Genomic DNA, 16,483 nt, shown 5'->3' on the forward strand with positions numbered 1-16,483 from the left:
CCCCCCCGGCCGGTAGGGTCGGGAGCCTCAGCTCAGCTTGAAGAATGCCGATTGATGGTCGCGAAGCTCCAGGGAAATCCGGGTGTCCACGTCGCCGGTGCGCCCGGTCCACAAATTCGTCGCCTTCGCCTTTCGCGGCGCGCCGATCGCCTTCAATTCCTGTTCGATCACCAGCGGATGGTCGCCGATATTGAACAGCGCGAGATAGCGGCTCTTGCCGTCGGCGGCTTCGGCGGTCCAGACGACCCGTTCGCCATCGTTCGAGACCTGGACATTGTTGTGGCTATGCTGGTTGACCGCGATCACCTCGCGGTTGGTGAGCAGCTTCAGCGTGGCCTCGTCGAGCGCGCGGAGATCCCCTCCCATGATGAGCGGTGAGCGTGCGATCGACCAGAGCGTCATCAGGGTCTGCTGCTCCTCGGCCGTGAACTTGGTCTTGCGCGATCCCATGGCAAGCACGCCGAGCGGTAGCATGTCCGCGTCGGGCCAGGCGCCAGGCCGGCGATAGATGTTCCACGCCGCGAGCCGCGCGAACTGTTCCTTGAGCAGTTTCCATTCGTCCCAGAAATCATCGGAGATGCGCCACATCTGCGCATGCTGCTGCACATGGGGACCCCATTCGAGATCGGTTTCGCCTGGCGAGAGGCTGAGGATCATCGGGCGGCCCGACGCGCCGATCGCCGCCTGCGCCGCCTCGATCTCCGGCCAGTTGATGCCATAGGGGCGGCTCATGTCGTCCATCTTGACGAAATCCACGCCCCACTCGGCGAACAGCCGGAAGACAGAATTGTAGTATTCCTGTGCCCCTGCTTTGGTCATGTCCACGCCGAACATGTCGGTGTTCCAGGTGCAGACGGAATTGGGATTGGCGATGTCGCGCGCCGTATAGCTGGTGCCGAGGATCGGCAGATCGCGCTCATAGGCGAGCCTGGGAATTCCGCGCATCAGGTGCACGCCGAATTTCAGGCCCAGCGCATGAACCCGATCGGCCAGGGGCCGGAAGCCACGGCCGCCGGCAGCGGAAGGAAAGCGATTGGGCGCGGGGAGCAGCCGGCCGTGACCATCCATCGCCGGTTCCGCGCCCTGGCGATAGGTATAGCCGGTGGCGCCCGGCTCGTACCATTGGATATCGACGGTGAAGACATCGTACCCGAAAGGCAGCAGCTTGCCGGCCATGATCCTGGCGGTCTCGATCGCCTGGGCCTCTGTCAGCGTTGTCGCGAATGAGTTCCAACTGTTCCACCCCATCGGAGGCGTGGGCGCCCGAATGCCCTGCGGCTCGGCATCCTCCGGGCGCGCCGCCCGCGCCATTGCGTTCAGCGTTCCGAGCGCTGCGCCGGAGAAAAGTGCCGCTAATCCGAAAAGTCCACGACGATTTGTAATCACGCAACCTCTCCTTTTTTGTCTGACTATAACTTGATCTGTAAAGAGGTCCCTTGCCAAATGAAAGGACTAATGGTAGCGCTATCATAGTAAACGCACCTTCAGTGTCGGCTCGTTGGCTCAGCCAGGCCGTTCACGATGAGCGAAGCGAAAACAGAGATGGAGACGAGTCGCATGGTCTCGCCCGTCGGGAGGAGAGTTGCATAAAGCCCAGGCACAGCAGGTTCCGATTCGCGCGAAAAATGCTCGCCCTGACGGCAGGGGTCGGCACCCTGTCGTTGAGCCTCGCGGCGTGCAGTGGAGGCGGAAGCAGCGGGGGAGGGCCAATCGTCCAGGGACCGACGCCAACCCCCACATCAACTTCGACGCCGGCCCCATCCACCATGGCGCTAGGGCCGGCGATTGTCGTCGACCAGTTCGGCTACCTTCCTGGCCATCAGAAGATCGCTGTGATCCGCGACCCGCAAACCGGCTTCGACGCCAACGATGCCCTGACGCCTGGCGCGAGCTATGAAGTTGTCAACGCTGTCACCCAGGCCGTCGTCTATTCAGGCGCACCCGCAGCCTGGAACAACGGCACTGTGGATACCACGTCCGGCGACAAGGTGTGGCACTTCGACTTCAGCAGCGTCACGGCGGCAGGCGAATATTTCATTCGTGACCGTGAGCGGGGAGAAGTGTCGCCGCGTTTCAAGATCGGCGCCGATGTCTACGCTCCGGTGCTGAAGGCAGCGGTACGTGCCTTTTTCTATCAGCGCGCCGGACAGGAAAAGACGGTGGCGAATGCGGGCGCGGGGTGGGCCGACGCCGCCTCGCATGTCGGTCCGGGCCAGGACCGCAATGCGCGTCTGTACAGCGCCAAGAACGACGCCTCGACCGAACGGGACGTGTCGGGCGGGTGGTACGACGCTGGCGATTTCAACAAATATACGAGCTGGACCGCGGGCTATGTCGTGGATCTGCTCCAGTCCTATCTGGGCAACCAGCCGGTCTGGACCGACGACTACAATATTCCGGAATCCGGCAACGCCGTTCCCGACATTGTTGATGAGGCAAAATGGGGACTCGACTGGCTTGGCCGGATGCAGGAGGCGGACGGATCGGTGCTGTCGATCGTGGGCCTGAGCCATGCGAGCCCGCCCTCGGCTGCTACCGGGCCGAGCTATTACGGCCCGGCCAGCACCTCGGCCACCCTCAACGCAGCTTCGGCCTATGCGCTGGGCGCGAAGGTGCTCGGCGGTTTCGCGGCGCATTCCGCCTATGCCGCGGCGTTGCGGACCCGCGCCGAGAATGCATGGAACTGGGCCGTGGCCAATCCCAATGCCACCTTCCGCAACAATGATGCCGCCAACGGGTCCGAAGGGCTGGGTGCGGGCCAGCAGGAAACCGACGACAGGGGCCGTTTCACGGCCAGGCTGATCGCGGCCGTCTATCTTTACGACCTGACCGGCAAGGCGGTCTATCGCGACTTCGTCGAGAATAATTACGCCCAGGCGAACCTGATCCGCTGGAACAACTATGTCTCACCCTATGAGGGAGGGATGCAACTGGCGCTTCTCTATTACGCCAGCCTGCCGGGCGCCGCAGCATCGACTGCGACGGCGGTCCGGAATGCCTATGGCAATGGCATGGAATCGGAATGGTTCTGGGGCAAGGTCACGGGCAAGGCCGACCCGTACATGGCCTTCATCCCGGACTATATCTGGGGCAGCAATTCGGTGAAGAGCGTCCAGGGCAGTCTCTATCTCGATCTCCGCCGGTTCGGGATCGGCAGCCGTAGCGAAGCGGAAGTGATGCGCGCCGCTGCCGGCTATGTTCACTACCTCCATGGCGTGAACCCGCTCGGCAAGGTGTATCTCACCAACATGTACAGCCTGGGAGCTACCAACTCGACCAACCAGATCTTCCATGCCTGGTTCACGGACGGATCGGCGAAATGGGACGATGCCAAGACTTCGGCCTATGGCCCGGCGCCGGGCATCCTGGTCGGCGGGCCGAATGCCACGCAATATGACTGGGATTCGCGCTGCCCGGGGATCAGCCCGCTATGCGAGAGCCAGCGGCCCAGCCCGCCTTATGGTCAGCCCCCGCAAAAATCGTATAAGGATTTCAACGACGGCTGGCCGCTCAATTCCTGGCCGATCGCCGAGAACTCCAACGGCTATCAGGTGAACTACATCCGCATGCTTTCTCGCATGCGGTGAATGCTTGTCGCCGGCCGGGCCCGGAATCCAACGACAATATCGGGAAGCAGGAGAGGAAAATGGCTGGATTCAGCAAGCGAGAGGTTCTGTTGGCGCCACTCGCCGCCGCCATGGGACTGTCGGCGGGAGCGCGGGCAAAGGAGAGTCGCGGTGGCTCCGGAGTCCAGGACCTCTTGCTCTCCACCGCTCCCGGTCCCTTCAATTCGAGCGTCGCGTCACTTGAGGCGTATCGGACGCCCGAATGGTTCCGGGACGCGAAGTTCGGGATCTGGTCGCACTGGGGGCCGCAGTCGGTGCCGGGTCAGGGCGACTGGTATGCGCGCTATCTCTACGCGCCCGGGCACCCGCATTACGACTATCACGTCAAGAATTACGGCCACCCGTCCAAGTTCGGGTACAAGGATATCATCCCGCTGTGGAAGGCGGAGCGCTTCGACCCCGAAGCGCTGATGGCCAGATATGCCGCCGCGGGTGCGAAGTATTTCGTGTCGATGGGCGTCCATCACGACAATTTCGACTTGTGGAATTCCAGGCACCACCGCTGGAACGCGGCGGCGATGGGCCCGAAGCGCGACATTGTCGGGGCGTGGAAGGCGGCGGCGAAGCGTCGGGGCCTACGTTTCGGCGTGTCCGAGCATCTGGGGGCCAGCTATTGCTGGTGGTATCCCAATCACCTTTTCGACCAATTCTGGGGAAAGATGGACGCCGACTATGACGGCGCCGACCCGCGTTATGCCGACCTGTACCACGACAACCGGGACGAGCCGTACCGGGGCCACGCGGATACCTGGTACACGAAGAACCCGAAATTCCATCGCCACTGGTTCGACCGCATCCGCGATCTGGTCGACAGCTATCAGCCTGACCTGCTCTATTCGGACGGCGGCATCCCGTTTGGCGACGTTGGCCGGACGATGGTCGCGCATTTGTACAACAGCAGCATTGCACGCTCCGGGAAGCTTGAGGCGGTGTATGCGCACAAGCACGGGCCCGGCGAATTCCTGCCGAAGGCCGGCGTGCAGGACGTCGAGCGCGGCGTGCTGGAGGGCATCAGCCCGTTGCCTTGGCAGACCGACACGTCGAACGGGGACTGGTTCTTCAATCACAACGATCGCTTCAAGACGGCGAGGGAAGTGATCGGCATGCTCGCCGACATCGTGTCGAAGAATGGCAATCTGCTGCTGAACGTCGTGCAATATCCCGACGGCAGCCTCCCGCCGCAGTCGGAGGAATTGCTGGCCGCTCTCTCGGCATGGATGAAGATCAACGCCGAGGCGATCCATGGAACGCGCCCATGGAAGGTCTTCGGCGAAGGGCCGACGAACACCAAAGCCGGCGCCTTCGGCGAATCCGGCGACTATACCGCGCAGGACATCCGCTTCACGACCAGGAACGGTGCGCTCTACGCGATCTTGCTGGGTTGGCCACAAGGGCCAAGCGCGATCCAATCGCTTGGAAGCGGGGAACTGCCCGACGCGCGGATCGAACGCGTGGACCTGCTTGGTGGGCCGGAGCTCCGATTCCGGCGTGAGGCCGGCGCGCTGAGCCTGACGCTACCGCCGCCGCGGGGCGGGACTCCTATTCCCGTGGTACGAATTCGCGGACGGGGTCTGGTCTAGGCTTTGCCGTGCATATCCGTTTCTGGGGAGGATGAGTGTCGCGGCAAAGACGGCCCATCGTCAACGGAAACGGTGTCGATGAAATGTCCGTTCGGGGATTGTGGCGGGATCGCGATCGTCGCCCAATCACGCTGGACCCTATGGGAGTCCTGCATATGTCGAGGCGTGTAGTGAGGCTGCTGGACTTGAAGAGCGGGCCGGAGGCCATCAGGCATACGAAAATGGCATGCCCCGGGCGCTGCCCGGCCGGAGTAATGGCGCATATCCGCGCCACCTGCATGCTCGACATGGAGATCCAGGATCGGACCTCGTGGCGGCTCTGGTCTTCCGAAAAGCCGCCGCTCAGCGCGGGCCTTCGGGCAGGCTCAATACCTGCCCGTTGGCCATCAGCCGGGCACGCAGGCTGTCGTAGTCGACATCCTGCACCGATCGCCCGGTGGCGATGGCGAGCGATGCGGCGGCGGCCGCGGATTCGCCGAGGATCATGAAGACCGGCTCCATCCGGATCGAGCCATAGGCGATGTGCGATGCGGACAGCGCCACCGGCACGAGCAGGTTGCTCGCCTCGTCGCGCTTCGGGATGATCGCCGCGTAGCTGATCGGATAGGCGCGGCCGGGGTTGACCTCGATATTCCCTTCGTTGCGCGCGAAGCCGCGTTCGTCGACGATGCGCTGCACATTGTGCGAATCCATATTGTACGATCCCATGCCGATCGGCTTGGGCGTCGGCTTGACGCCGCGCAGATGCGGTTCGGCCATCACGAAATCGGAGACCATCCGCCGCGCCTCGCGGACATAGAATTCGCGCGGCCAGTGGCCGTTGCCGGCGAACTCGTCCTTGCACAGCCCCCATTTCGACATTTCGGCGCGCGTCTCGGCCGGGACGGCCGGGTCGTTGGCCATGAACCAGAGCAGCCCCTGCTGATAGGTGACATGCTCCGCGACGATCGCCGCGCGTTCGGCATCGGTGCCGGTGGGATAGCCGTAATTCTTGCCGATGTTGTCGAACGAGAAGGCGCCGTAGTTATTGGTGTCGGTCTTGCCGTTCGGGATGCGGTCGAACTTGCGGAAGAAGTCGCGATAGCCCGCGTCCATATAGCGTTTGAGCAGCGTGTACTGGCTCGCGTCATAGCCGCGCGGCTTGGGGAAGGGGACGCGGTTCGCCGGCACGTCGGTCAGGCACATGCGGAAGGTATAGGCCTGGATCTTCTTGTCGGCGCTGCCGTCGGGCGCGGGCTTCTCGCCGCTGATCCGCGGCACCAGCCCGCTCGCCGGGTCGCCCGGCACGCGATAGGGGTCGATGTCGAGCGTGAACTGGTGGTTGGTCGTGTTGCCGAGCTGAACGCCGTTCAGCGTCTCGCCATATTGGCTGTTCGCCTCGCGCCCGGTGGCGAAGGAAACCCCGGCCTCGGCCATCAGGTCGCCCTCATAGGTCGCGTCGATGAACATCGCGCCCGCGAAACGCCGGCCGTTCCTGGATTCGAATCCGACGATCCGGCTGCCCTTGCGCGTGACGCTCCTGCCGTCGCGCCGCAGCGGCTGGTTGCGGACCACCGTCACCCCGGCCTCGCGCACCCAGTCCTCGAAGATGCGCTCGGCGACCTTTGGCTCGAACTGCCACATCGCATCGTCATCGACGAAATTCTCGGTCGCCCGGTCGGGCCGCTTCGACCAGACCCACACCGCCGGATCGTCATAATGCCGCTTCACCCGGCGATAGAATTCGCGCGAGAGCCCGCCGATCGCGCGATGCTGGCCGGTATCGGACCAGCCGAGCCCGTTGGTGGTCATCCCGCCGAGATAATCGTCGCGGCAGACCAACAGCACCGAGCGATCCAGCCGCCGCGCCTCGATCGCTGCAATGACTCCGCCCGAAGTGCAGCCATAGATGACGATGTCGGCCTGCATCGGCGCGGCCTGCCGGGCTGCGGCGGGAGCGGAGAAGCCGATCGCGGCAGGCATCAGGCACGCGGCGGCCGCGGCCAGACGGCAAGGCATTTTCCGGTTCATCCTGCGCTCCCGCTCAAAAATTCGCCGCGATGCCGAAGAAGATCCGGCGATCCTCGCGTGCGGTGAAGGTCAGGCGGTCGGGCTCGCCCAGATACTGGCGGTCGATCGCCTTGGTGAGGTTGATGCCCTCGACCGTCAGGCGGAAATTGGGCGTCAGGTTGATCTGCGCCGAGGCGTCGAGCTGCCCGCGCCCGTCGACATAGGTGTTGCCGCCGCTCGCCGCGCCGCCCACCGAGTTCAGATATTTGCTGCGATAGGTATAGGCCGCGCGGAGCGAGAAGGTGTCGTCCTCATAATAGCCGATCAGCGTGTAGCTGTCGCGCGACAGGCCGGGCAGGGGCAGCCGTTCGCCGGTGATCGCGTCGATCAGCGGGGTCTTGCTGTCGACATAGGTGTAGTTGAGCTGCACGCCGAGATTGTCGAACGGCGCGGGCAGGAAGCGGAAGGCGTGCTGATAGGCAAGCTCGAAGCCCTGGATCGTGCCGTCCTCGCCATTTTGCGGCTGCGAGATGTCGAACAGCCCGAAGCGTTCGGAAAAGCCCGGCACGAACTCGCGCGTGACGGTGGTGACGGTGAAGGAATCGACCTTCTTGTAGAACACCGCGCCGGTGAGCGAGCTGGCCGGGGCGAAATACCATTCGAGCGTGGCGTCGGCCTGGAGCGCCTCGAACGGGCGCAGATTGGGATTGCCGCGCGATCCGGTCATCGAGACGGTGTTGGGCACGAAGCTCGCGCTGACCTGGTTGAGGCCCGGCCGGGCGACGACCTTGGCGCCGGCAAGCCGCAGGGTGAGATCGTCGCTGAAGTCGATCGACAGGTTGGCGCTCGGCAGCCAATAGCCGAAATCGGCCTTCACCACGGTTGTGGCCGTAGGGGACAGAAAACCGGTCGTCGCGCGCGCCGTGTCGATATAACGCAGGCCGAGATTGCCGCTGTAGCGCGTGCTGCCGATCGTGCCCTTGAAATTGCCCTTCACATAGACGCCGAGCGTGTCCTGCTTGACGTCCTTGATCGAGGTCGGGCCGACGGTGATCGACGTGTCGTAGGGATCGGGCGTTGCCAGCCCGAAACCGTCGCGCGCGGCGATCTTGTCGAGGCTTCCGCCGAGCAGGTCGCGCGGGAAGGCGCCGCTCGCGCCGGGAAAGAAGCGGGCAGGGGTCGTGCTGTAGCTCAGCCCCGGCAGCTCATCGACGGTGAGGATGCCGTCGCCGTTGCGGTCTCCTCTCGCGAGCAGGCTCGCCGCGACCGGCAGGTTCTGCGGGTCGGCGGCGAGCAGCTCGACGCGCTCGTAGCGGAATCCGGCCTCGACCGAGGAGAGGATGCCCCAGTCGGTATCATAGCCCCAGTCGAGCCGGGCGTCGTAGCCGCGATTCTCGGTCACCGCGTCATAGTCGAAGACCGAGAGAAGCTGATATTGCGTCGGGTCGTTGGGGTTGAAATTGGCGTCGATCGACAGATCGGGCACGGGATTGCCGCCGCGGAAGTCGTAGCTCGCGCTGGCGACATTGCCGGCACGCGGCACGACGACATAGGTGAAGGATGCGCCGGGTCCGCCGTCGCTGCCCTTGCCGTGCGCATAGGACATATCGAAGCGGACGCGCGCCCGGTCCTTCTCCCATTTCACCGATCCGCCGAGCAGGGTCGATTTGAGGTCGGTCGGCTCGTCATAGATCAGCGGCCGGACCGTCACGCCCTGAAAATTGCCGGCGACGACGGTGCCCTGATCGTTGACCACGGCGTCGGTGTCGTTGTTGTTGAACAGCACCTGATAGTTGACGCTGTTGCGCTGGCGCTTGAGGTGGTTGAACGTCGCGTCGAGGATGATCTCGAGCGTGTCGGTCGGCCGCCATTGCGCGGTGCCGTTGACTGTCAGCCGCTGCTCCGCGCGGTCGAAGATCCGCGCCATGAAGCGGTTCGGCCGGAACAGCCCGGGATCGTCGGTCCCGTCGCCATTGCCGTCGATCGCATCGGTGCGCGTCCAGCCGCCCGCGTCGAACGAATGGCCGCGCGTCCTGGTGTCCGAATAGGCGACGCTGGCGAGCACGCCGAACCGGTCGCCGAAGCTCTTGGAGACCATCGCCGATCCGCGATAGCCGACATGGTCCGCCTGGTCGGCATGCGCGCCCTGGATGCGGCCGGCGATGACGAGATCGTCAAGCTCGAGCGGGCGCTTGGTCTTGAGATTGACCGTCGCGCCGAGCGCGCCTTCGGGCATGTCGGCGGTGGGCGATTTGATGACGACGATCGACGACAGGATCTCGGGGCTGACCGATTCCAGCGCCGCGTTCCCGCCGCCGCCCGGGCCGATATAGTTGCGCCCGTTGATCTCGAGCCGGTTCTGCGAGATGCCGCGGATCGTGAAGTTCGATCCGTCGCCCTCGCGCCGGCTGATCTGCACGCCGGTCACGCGGCTCATCGCCTCGGCGACATTCTGGTCGGGCAGCTTGCCGATGTCCTGCGCGGTGATCACGTCGACGATCGAATCCGCCGCGCGCTTGACCGCGATCGATTCCTGCAGCGAGGCGCGGATGCCGGTGACGACGACTTCCTGCGCGGCATCCGGCGCGGGCTCGGCGCTGTCCTGTGCCGGCTCCTGGGGCGCCGCGGCATAGGCGCCGGCGGCCGGGAGCGGCGCGGTGCTGGCAGTGGTGCGGACCGCCGCCACGGACGACCGCCGCTTCAGCGCGATCGCGTTCCCGACCTTGACCGGGACGAGATCGGTGCCCGCCAGCAGCATCTGAAGCGCGGCAGAGACGTCCAGCGATCCGCGGACCCGGTTGACGCGGACCCCGTCGGTGATCGTTCCCGATGCGAGGATCTGCACGCCGGCCTGATGGGCGAAGAGCGGGATGCCGGTGCGCGCATCCTGAGGAGCGATGTCGAACCGCCGGACCTGCGCGGCCGCCTCGGCCGGCAGCGCCAGCCCGCAGGCAAGCGCCGCGGATGCCAGCAAATACGAACGCACGTCCTTCATCCGATCCTCCCCATGCCGGGCGCCCGCTTTTCGGTACGCTCTCGACTAGCAAGAGTCGGACCCGGATATTTTCCGTCAGGGTGAGCCGATCTTTTTTCGGCTCAGGCGGATTTCGTCGGGCGTGACCGCGACCTCGATCGGATGCGAGACCGCCAGCGTCTGCGCGAAGGCCGCCGGATCGTCGATGCGGAACAGGCCGACCAGCCGCTCGCCGGCGAGGCCAGGATCGGCGAGGACCAGCTGCTGGCGATTGTAGCGGTTGAACTGGGCGACGGCGGTGCCCAGCGCCTCGTTCTCCAGCGCGATCTCGCCGCTTCGCCAGGCCAGCGAGCGCTCGATCTCGGCGGGCGCGGTGCCGGTCACCGGCGCGGGATCGCCGCGCCGGAAGGTGGCGAACTGCCCGGCCTGCAGGATCGTCATCGCGCCGCTGTCGTCGCCGGCCCACACGCCGACGATCCCTTCGGTCACCGCGACCTGCACGCCGTCCTCGGTGCGCCGCACGGAAAAGGCGGTGCCGAGCGCGCGTGCCTGGGCGATTCCGGCATCGACGATGAAGGGGCGCTTGCGGTCCTTGGCGACCTGGAAGAAGGCCTGCCCCTGGTCGAGCGCGATGCGGCGGCTGTCGTCGGCCAGCACCACGCGCAATGCGCTGCTGGTGTCGATCGTGGCGATCGAGCCGTCCGCCAGCGGCAGGCGGCGGATCTCGCCGCGCGCGGTCGTGACCCGTGCGCCCGTCAGCTGCGACCAGCCGAACGCGCCGGCCACCGTGGCCGCGATCGCGCCGCCTGCGCCCATCAGCATCCAGCGGCGCGTCGGGCGCGGGGCGGCCGGTTCCGCTTGGGTTTCGGCCAGATCGGGAGCCAGCGCGCGATCGATCGCGCTCAGCGCTGCCTGCGCGCGCAGCAGCGCGCCGGCATGCCGGCGATCCTGCGCGAGCCACGCGTCGAGCGCCTTGCGCTCGGACGGATCGAGCGGGTGGCGCAGCGCCCAGCTGGCAGCGGCCTGCTCAACGGGATCGTGCATGGCTGACGCCTCCCGTCCCCAGATCCTGCGCGGCGTCCGCCTCGGTCAGCAGCCGGAGCACCGCGCGCAGGCTCCGGCTCGCCTCGTTCTCGACCACCGCCTCGCTGACGCCCAGCACTTGCGCGATCTCTTTCTGCGAGCGGCCCTCGACCTTGCGCATCATGAAGATGCGCCGCGCGCGCTCGGGGAGCGTGGCAAGCGCCGCCTGCACGCGCCCCAGCTCCTGCCGCGCCGTCGCGAAGCGGTCGGGGGACAGGGGGTCGCTTTCCAGCTGCATGTCGGACGCATCCGCCATCGTCTCGATCCGCACCACGCGCGCGCGCTTGCGCTGCTGCTCGGCAAGGTTGCGGGCCATGGTGAAGAGATAAGCGCGCGGCAGGGTGATGTGCGACACATCGGAAAGCTGCGCGAGCCGGCAATAGCATTCCTGCACCACGTCCTCCACATCCGCCGCGGCAACCAGCCGCCGCCGGAGCCAGGTCCGCAGCTCGCGTTCGTGGGGCAGGATCTCGCGTCCCACCCATTCGGCCAGCGCCTCGCGTTCCGTGCTTCGTCTCCTCTCTCGTGCGTATAGAGCGTGGCGCGCGATGTTTCCGTCAAGACAGAGATGATTTTCGCAGATCAGGGGCAACTGCGGGGCGTCAGTAGTAATCCGCCAGCACCAGCTCGCGCTTTCCCTCGATCAGCAGGCGATAGCGCGCGCGTCCGTGCCGCCAATTGAAACGGGGATGACGATCGGATCGTCATCCCCGTTGGTGAGCGTCATCGGTTCCCCCGCGATCGGCGCAGCCGAACGGCTGGCCTCGGCGGGAATCGCGACCGGCGCGGTGCGGCTCACGCAGGAACCAGTTGGCCCAGCCGGCCATTCGCGCCCTTCAGCTCGACGACCTGCCCCGCCTCGCGGCGGCGCTGGATCCATTCCGCGAGCATCTCGGCACAGACATGGTCGATATGCCGCAGCCGCTCGACATTGAGCAGCAGGCCTTCCGGACCCGTCACGCGATCGAGCGCTGCGGTCAGCTTCGGCAGCATGATGAAGGTCGCGGTGCCGTCGAGCACGATCTCGTGCATGTCGTCCTCGCGGCGCTCGTCGATGCCGAGCTTGAGCTTGGTCGCATGCGGCAGCAGCTCGATCAGCGAGAGCGCGAGGCCGACGAGCACCCCGGTCAGCAGGTCGGTCGCGACGATCATCACGAACGTCCCCGCCCAGATCAGCGCGGGCAGCGGCCCGTAGCGGTGCAGCAGGTGGCGGACATGCACCAGGCTGACGAGCTTGGCGCCGGTGACGACGAGCACGCCGGCCAGCGCCGCCATCGGGATCTCGCGCAGCAGCCACGGCAGCAATGCGACGAAGCCGAGGATCCACACGCCGTGGAGCACCGCCGAGAGCCGCGTCGCCGCACCCGCCTGGACGTTGGCGGAGCTGCGCACGATCACGCCGGTCATCGGGAGCGCGCCGGCCACGCCGCACAGCAGGTTGCCGATGCCCTGCGCGCGCAGTTCCTTGTTGTAGTTGGTGCGCACGCCGTTGTGCATCCGGTCGACCGCGGCGGCCGACAGCAATGTCTCGGCACTGGCGATGAAGGCGATCGCGATCGCGGTCAGGATGATCGCGGGCTGGGCGAACTGCGCGAGGATCCCGGCATCGGGCAGCGAGACGGCGCCGGTGATCGTCTCGGGGACGTTGACGCGGATAACGTCGAGGCTGAGGCCCCAGGCCGCCAGCGTGGCGGCGACGACGCCGACCAGCGCACCCGGAACCAGGCGCAGGCTCTGCGGACGCAGCTTCTCCCAGCCCAGCATCGCGACGATGGTGAGGATGCCGATGGCGAAGGCTGCGACCGCCGCGCCCTGACCGCCCGGCGCGAGGCCGAGAAGGCGGCCAGGCATGGCCAGCAGGTTGTCGATGCCGCCGGGGAGCGGCTTGGCGTCGAACAGGACATGGAACTGCCCCACGACGATGAGCAGGCCGATGCCCGCGAGCATGCCATGGACGACCGCAGGCGAGATCGCACGGAACCAGCCGCCGAGCTTGAACACGCCCGCCGCGACCTGGATGAGGCCGGCCAGGATCAGGATCGGGCCCAGCGCGGACAGGCCCTGGTCGCGGACGATCTCGAAGACGATGACGGCAAGGCCTGCCGCAGGGCCGCTCACCTGGAGCGGCGAACCCGCGAACATGCCGACGACGATGCCGCCGATGATGCCGGTGATGAGGCCCTTTTCGGGCGGCACGCCCGAGGCGATCGCGATGCCCATGCACAGCGGCATCGCGACGAGGAAGACGACGATCGACGCGGTGAAGTCGCGCGTCAGCGTCTTCCCCTGCATGGGGAGGGCGAGGTTCATGCCGCCGCCCCCGCGGTGAAGTCGGCCGCGCGGCGCGGGGCGTGCGGAAGCGCGACGGGCAGCGGTGCGTCCTCGCGCAGCGGCACGAAGCGGCCGGTCTCCCCGTCGAGACCCAGGACGAGACCGGCATGGATATCCACGAACCAGCCGTGCAGCGCGATCTCGCCGCGCGCGATGCCTGCGGCGACCGAGGGGTGGGTGCGCAGATGGGCGAGCTGGGCGACGACATTCTCCAGCGAGACGGCGCGGGTGCGCTGCGCATCGTCCATCTCGGGATAGCTGTCGGTCACCACCTTGTGCGCGGCGTGCGAATGGCGCAGCCAGGCGGCGACGTTCGGAATGCCGGTCAGGTCCTGCTTCATCGCCAGCGCCTTCATCGCGCCGCAGTCCGAATGGCCGCACACGATGATGTCGCGCACGCCGAGCACGGCGACGGCATATTCGACGGTCGACGAAACGCCGCCATTCTGGGTGGCGAAGGGCGGGACGATATTGCCGGCGTTGCGGCAGACGAACAGGTCGCCTGGCTGGGCCTGCATGATATGCTCGGGCACGATGCGCGAATCGGCGCACGAGATCATCAATGCCTTGGGGCTTTGCCCGTTGCTGGCGAGCTGCTCATAAAGTGCGCTCTGGTTCGGGAAGACCTGCTTCTCGAACGAAAAGACGCGGCCGATGAGATCGTTCACGGGGAGGACTCCTTGACTGACGCCCGGGGGAGAGGCGCTGCGTCAAGCTAGTCGTCCATTTTTGCTGCGTTGCGGCGTGTTTGTAACGAAGTGTTTAATTTGTAATGAAACGTTTCTGCGGCGCTGCAGCAGTTTCAATCGTAACTATCGTCGCGGCGCGTGCCGCGGCAAGTCAAGCTCGGCACGCAGCCCGCCGCTGGGCCGGTTGGTCAGCCGCAGCACCCCGCCCTCGCGCAAGGCGAAGCGGTGCGCGATCGGAATGCCGAGGCCCAGGCCATAGGTGTCGCGGCTCCGCGCCAGATCGAGCCTGACAAAGGGCTCGAGCACATGGAGCAGCTCTTCTTCCGGGATGCCGACGCCGTTGTCCTGCACCCGCACGATGATCCGGTCGTTCGTGGCCTCGAGACTGACCTGGGCGCCGTCGGCATATTTGATCGCATTCTCGACGAGATTGCCCACGGCACGCTTGAGCGCGCCGGGCCGAAGCGTCGCCTCGAGGTGATCCGGGCCGCTATACTGGGCGGGGTGCCCCATGTCGGTCGCATCGTCGACGATGGTCTGGACGAGGATCGCGACATCGGTCTGGGCGGGCTTTTCGGGATCGCTGTCGCCGCCGTAGAAGGCGAGCAGCGACGCGACCATCGCCTCCATCTCGTCGACATCCTTGGCGATCGCGGTGCGCAGCACGGGATCCTCGATCCCTTCGGCGCGAAGCTGCAGCCGCGCCAGCGGGGTCCGCAGATCATGCCCGACCGAGGCCAGCGCTTCGGTGCGATCGAAGATGAGCTGGTGTATCCGCGCCTGCATCTCGTTGAAGGCGCGCACCACGCGGCGGATCTCGGACACGCCCATCTCGGTGAGCACGACTCGCTCGCCCTGGCCGATGCGCTCGGCCGCCCGCGCGAGCATCCGCATCGGCGCGAGCACGCGGCGCAGCAGCAGGCCGCCGATCAGGATCAGGGCGACCGCGGGAATGAGCGCGAGCAGGAAGCGGTTGAAGCGCAGCTTGGATGGGTGAACGAGCTGCGTCGCCTTGAACTCGAGCCAGCTGCCGTCATCGAGGTCGAGCTGGCCCATGACGATGCCGCTGTGCCCCGGCGATTTCAGATGCAGATGCAGATCCCTGCGCGCGAGGGCAGGCTCCCAATTGACGATCTGCGCGCGCATCTCGCCAAGCTCGGCCGCGAGCGGGACGGGCGGAACGGGCGTCGGGTGCCATTTGACGATGAACGTCTCGCGCGACAGCCGCTTGGCCAGCTGGGCGCGTTGCCCGCGCGGGTGCGCGTTCATCAGGCTGCTCGCAATGGCGAGGTTCTCGGCGACGCGATGCGCCTCTTCCTCGCGCACGCGGATCTGGCCCGCGCGCTCGTACAGCAGCGTGCTGACCGCGAACTCGATCGCGATCGCGAGCAGCAGGATCGCAAAGACGCGGCCCAGCAACCCGAACGACAGCCGCGTCCGTTCGGTCACTGGCGCGCGACTTCCGCGCTGAACATATAGCCGACGCCGCGCACGGTGACGATCGGCGCGCTTGAATCCTTGTGCGAGAGCTTGCGCCGCAGCCGGCTGACGAGCACGTCGATGCTGCGGTCCGATGCATCGCCCAGCCGCGTTCGCGACAGCTCGATCAGCCGCTCCCGCGCGATGACCCGCTGCGGGTTCTCGAGGAAGCTCGAGAGCAGGTCGAACTCGGCGCCGGTCAGGTCGATCACGGCACCCGACGGCGACAGCAATTCCCGGCGCGGGAAGTTCACCGTCCAGCCCGCGAAGCGTGCGAGCCCATGCCCGCCATCGCCGTGGCGGCGATCGAGCTGCCCGCGACGCAGCACGGCGCGCACGCGCGCGATCAGCTCGCGCGTGCTGAATGGCTTGGCGAGATAGTCGTCGGCGCCGAGCTCGAGGCCGACGACGCGGTCGGTCTCGGTGCCCTTGGCGCTGATGAAGATGATCGGGACTTCGCTGCGCTGCCGGAGCTGGCGGCACAGGTCCAGCCCGTTGGTGCCGGGGAGCATCACGTCGAGCAGCACCAAGTCGATCGGCCCTGCGTCGAACGCCACCCACATTTCGGGCGCCGACGCCGCGGGCCGCGCCTGATAGCCATTCTGCTGGAGCGCACGCGCGGTGAGCGTGCGCAGGGCAGGGTCATCTTCGACGAGCAGGATTACGGGGGCAGTCATCAACCAATCTGTACGAACCGAGCGCACACGCCGCGAGCATTGCGCCGCACGCAGG

Annotated in this window: 12 protein-coding genes; 2 read left to right on the forward strand and 10 right to left on the reverse strand. The window is 66.3% G+C overall.

Translation table 11 applies throughout. From position 1 onward, the window contains the following. Nucleotides 1-27: 27 nt before the first annotated feature. Nucleotides 28-1,311 carry a glycoside hydrolase family 27 protein gene (locus tag VGD28_RS17815; protein WP_331029780.1) on the reverse strand — a complete coding sequence of 428 codons (1,284 nt, stop codon included), beginning with the start codon at nucleotides 1,309-1,311 and terminating at the stop codon, nucleotides 28-30. A gap of 455 nt (nucleotides 1,312-1,766) precedes the next feature. Between VGD28_RS17815 and VGD28_RS17820 the strand changes: the two genes are divergently transcribed. Both VGD28_RS17820 and VGD28_RS17825 read left to right on the forward strand, forming a co-directional pair. After that, on the forward strand, nucleotides 1,767-3,587 hold the full coding sequence (locus VGD28_RS17820; protein WP_331029700.1) for a glycoside hydrolase family 9 protein: 1,821 nt from the start codon (nucleotides 1,767-1,769) through the stop codon (nucleotides 3,585-3,587). Between the two features lie 173 nt (nucleotides 3,588-3,760). Continuing rightward, complete coding sequence (locus tag VGD28_RS17825; RefSeq protein WP_331029701.1) at nucleotides 3,761-5,206, forward strand: alpha-L-fucosidase; 1,446 nt, start codon at nucleotides 3,761-3,763, stop codon at nucleotides 5,204-5,206. A gap of 342 nt (nucleotides 5,207-5,548) precedes the next feature. Here the strand turns inward: VGD28_RS17825 and VGD28_RS17830 are convergent, their stop codons facing one another. The 9 genes from VGD28_RS17830 to VGD28_RS17870 form a co-directional block, all read right to left on the reverse strand. Beyond that, nucleotides 5,549-7,168 carry an FAD-dependent oxidoreductase gene (locus tag VGD28_RS17830; protein ID WP_331029702.1) on the reverse strand — a complete coding sequence of 540 codons (1,620 nt, stop codon included), beginning with the start codon at nucleotides 7,166-7,168 and terminating at the stop codon, nucleotides 5,549-5,551. Between the two features lie 61 nt (nucleotides 7,169-7,229). After that, nucleotides 7,230-10,190, reverse strand: coding sequence for a TonB-dependent receptor (locus VGD28_RS17835; RefSeq protein ID WP_331029703.1), 2,961 nt, complete (start codon nucleotides 10,188-10,190; stop codon nucleotides 7,230-7,232). A 75-nt stretch (nucleotides 10,191-10,265) separates the two neighbouring features. Next, the gene (locus VGD28_RS17840) at nucleotides 10,266-11,213 is read right to left on the reverse strand and encodes a FecR family protein (protein ID WP_331029704.1); all 948 of its coding nucleotides are present in this window, start codon (nucleotides 11,211-11,213) and stop codon (nucleotides 10,266-10,268) included. After that, nucleotides 11,197-11,733, reverse strand: coding sequence for an RNA polymerase sigma factor (locus VGD28_RS17845; protein WP_331029705.1), 537 nt, complete (start codon nucleotides 11,731-11,733; stop codon nucleotides 11,197-11,199). Before VGD28_RS17845 ends, VGD28_RS17840 begins: the two co-directional genes overlap by 17 nt. A 162-nt stretch (nucleotides 11,734-11,895) precedes the next feature. Next, nucleotides 11,896-12,051: a hypothetical protein gene (locus VGD28_RS17850; RefSeq protein WP_331029706.1), complete on the reverse strand. Its 156-nt coding sequence runs from the start codon at nucleotides 12,049-12,051 to the stop codon at nucleotides 11,896-11,898. After that, nucleotides 12,048-13,562, reverse strand: coding sequence for a SulP family inorganic anion transporter (locus VGD28_RS17855; protein WP_331029707.1), 1,515 nt, complete (start codon nucleotides 13,560-13,562; stop codon nucleotides 12,048-12,050). The genes VGD28_RS17850 and VGD28_RS17855 overlap by 4 nt, the downstream gene beginning before the upstream one ends. Then, nucleotides 13,559-14,251 carry a carbonic anhydrase gene (locus VGD28_RS17860; protein WP_331029708.1) on the reverse strand — a complete coding sequence of 231 codons (693 nt, stop codon included), beginning with the start codon at nucleotides 14,249-14,251 and terminating at the stop codon, nucleotides 13,559-13,561. The genes VGD28_RS17855 and VGD28_RS17860 overlap by 4 nt, the downstream gene beginning before the upstream one ends. Before the next feature lie 144 nt (nucleotides 14,252-14,395). Further along, nucleotides 14,396-15,721 (reverse strand): ATP-binding protein, encoded by a 1,326-nt coding sequence (locus VGD28_RS17865; protein ID WP_331029709.1) that lies wholly within the window; start codon nucleotides 15,719-15,721, stop codon nucleotides 14,396-14,398. Continuing rightward, nucleotides 15,718-16,428 (reverse strand): response regulator transcription factor, encoded by a 711-nt coding sequence (locus tag VGD28_RS17870; protein ID WP_331029710.1) that lies wholly within the window; start codon nucleotides 16,426-16,428, stop codon nucleotides 15,718-15,720. The genes VGD28_RS17865 and VGD28_RS17870 overlap by 4 nt, the downstream gene beginning before the upstream one ends. Nucleotides 16,429-16,483 lie beyond the last annotated feature (55 nt).

Origin of the sequence: Sphingomonas sp., assembly GCF_036402235.1 — a bacterium.
GTDB lineage: Bacteria > Pseudomonadota > Alphaproteobacteria > Sphingomonadales > Sphingomonadaceae > Sphingomonas.

What these genes read in the sequence shown, in the direction of transcription:
- VGD28_RS17815 (WP_331029780.1), bottom strand. Translation starts at nt 1,311, where the DNA reads ATGGCGCGGGCGGCGCGCCCGGAGGATGCCGAGCCGCAGGGCATTCGG.
- VGD28_RS17820 (WP_331029700.1), top strand. Translation starts at nt 1,767, where the DNA reads ATGGCGCTAGGGCCGGCGATTGTCGTCGACCAGTTCGGCTACCTTCCT.
- VGD28_RS17830 (WP_331029702.1), bottom strand. Translation starts at nt 7,168, where the DNA reads ATGCCTGCCGCGATCGGCTTCTCCGCTCCCGCCGCAGCCCGGCAGGCC.
- VGD28_RS17835 (WP_331029703.1), bottom strand. Translation starts at nt 10,190, where the DNA reads ATGAAGGACGTGCGTTCGTATTTGCTGGCATCCGCGGCGCTTGCCTGC.
- VGD28_RS17840 (WP_331029704.1), bottom strand. Translation starts at nt 11,213, where the DNA reads ATGCACGATCCCGTTGAGCAGGCCGCTGCCAGCTGGGCGCTGCGCCAC.
- VGD28_RS17855 (WP_331029707.1), bottom strand. Translation starts at nt 13,562, where the DNA reads ATGAACCTCGCCCTCCCCATGCAGGGGAAGACGCTGACGCGCGACTTC.
- VGD28_RS17870 (WP_331029710.1), bottom strand. Translation starts at nt 16,428, where the DNA reads ATGACTGCCCCCGTAATCCTGCTCGTCGAAGATGACCCTGCCCTGCGC.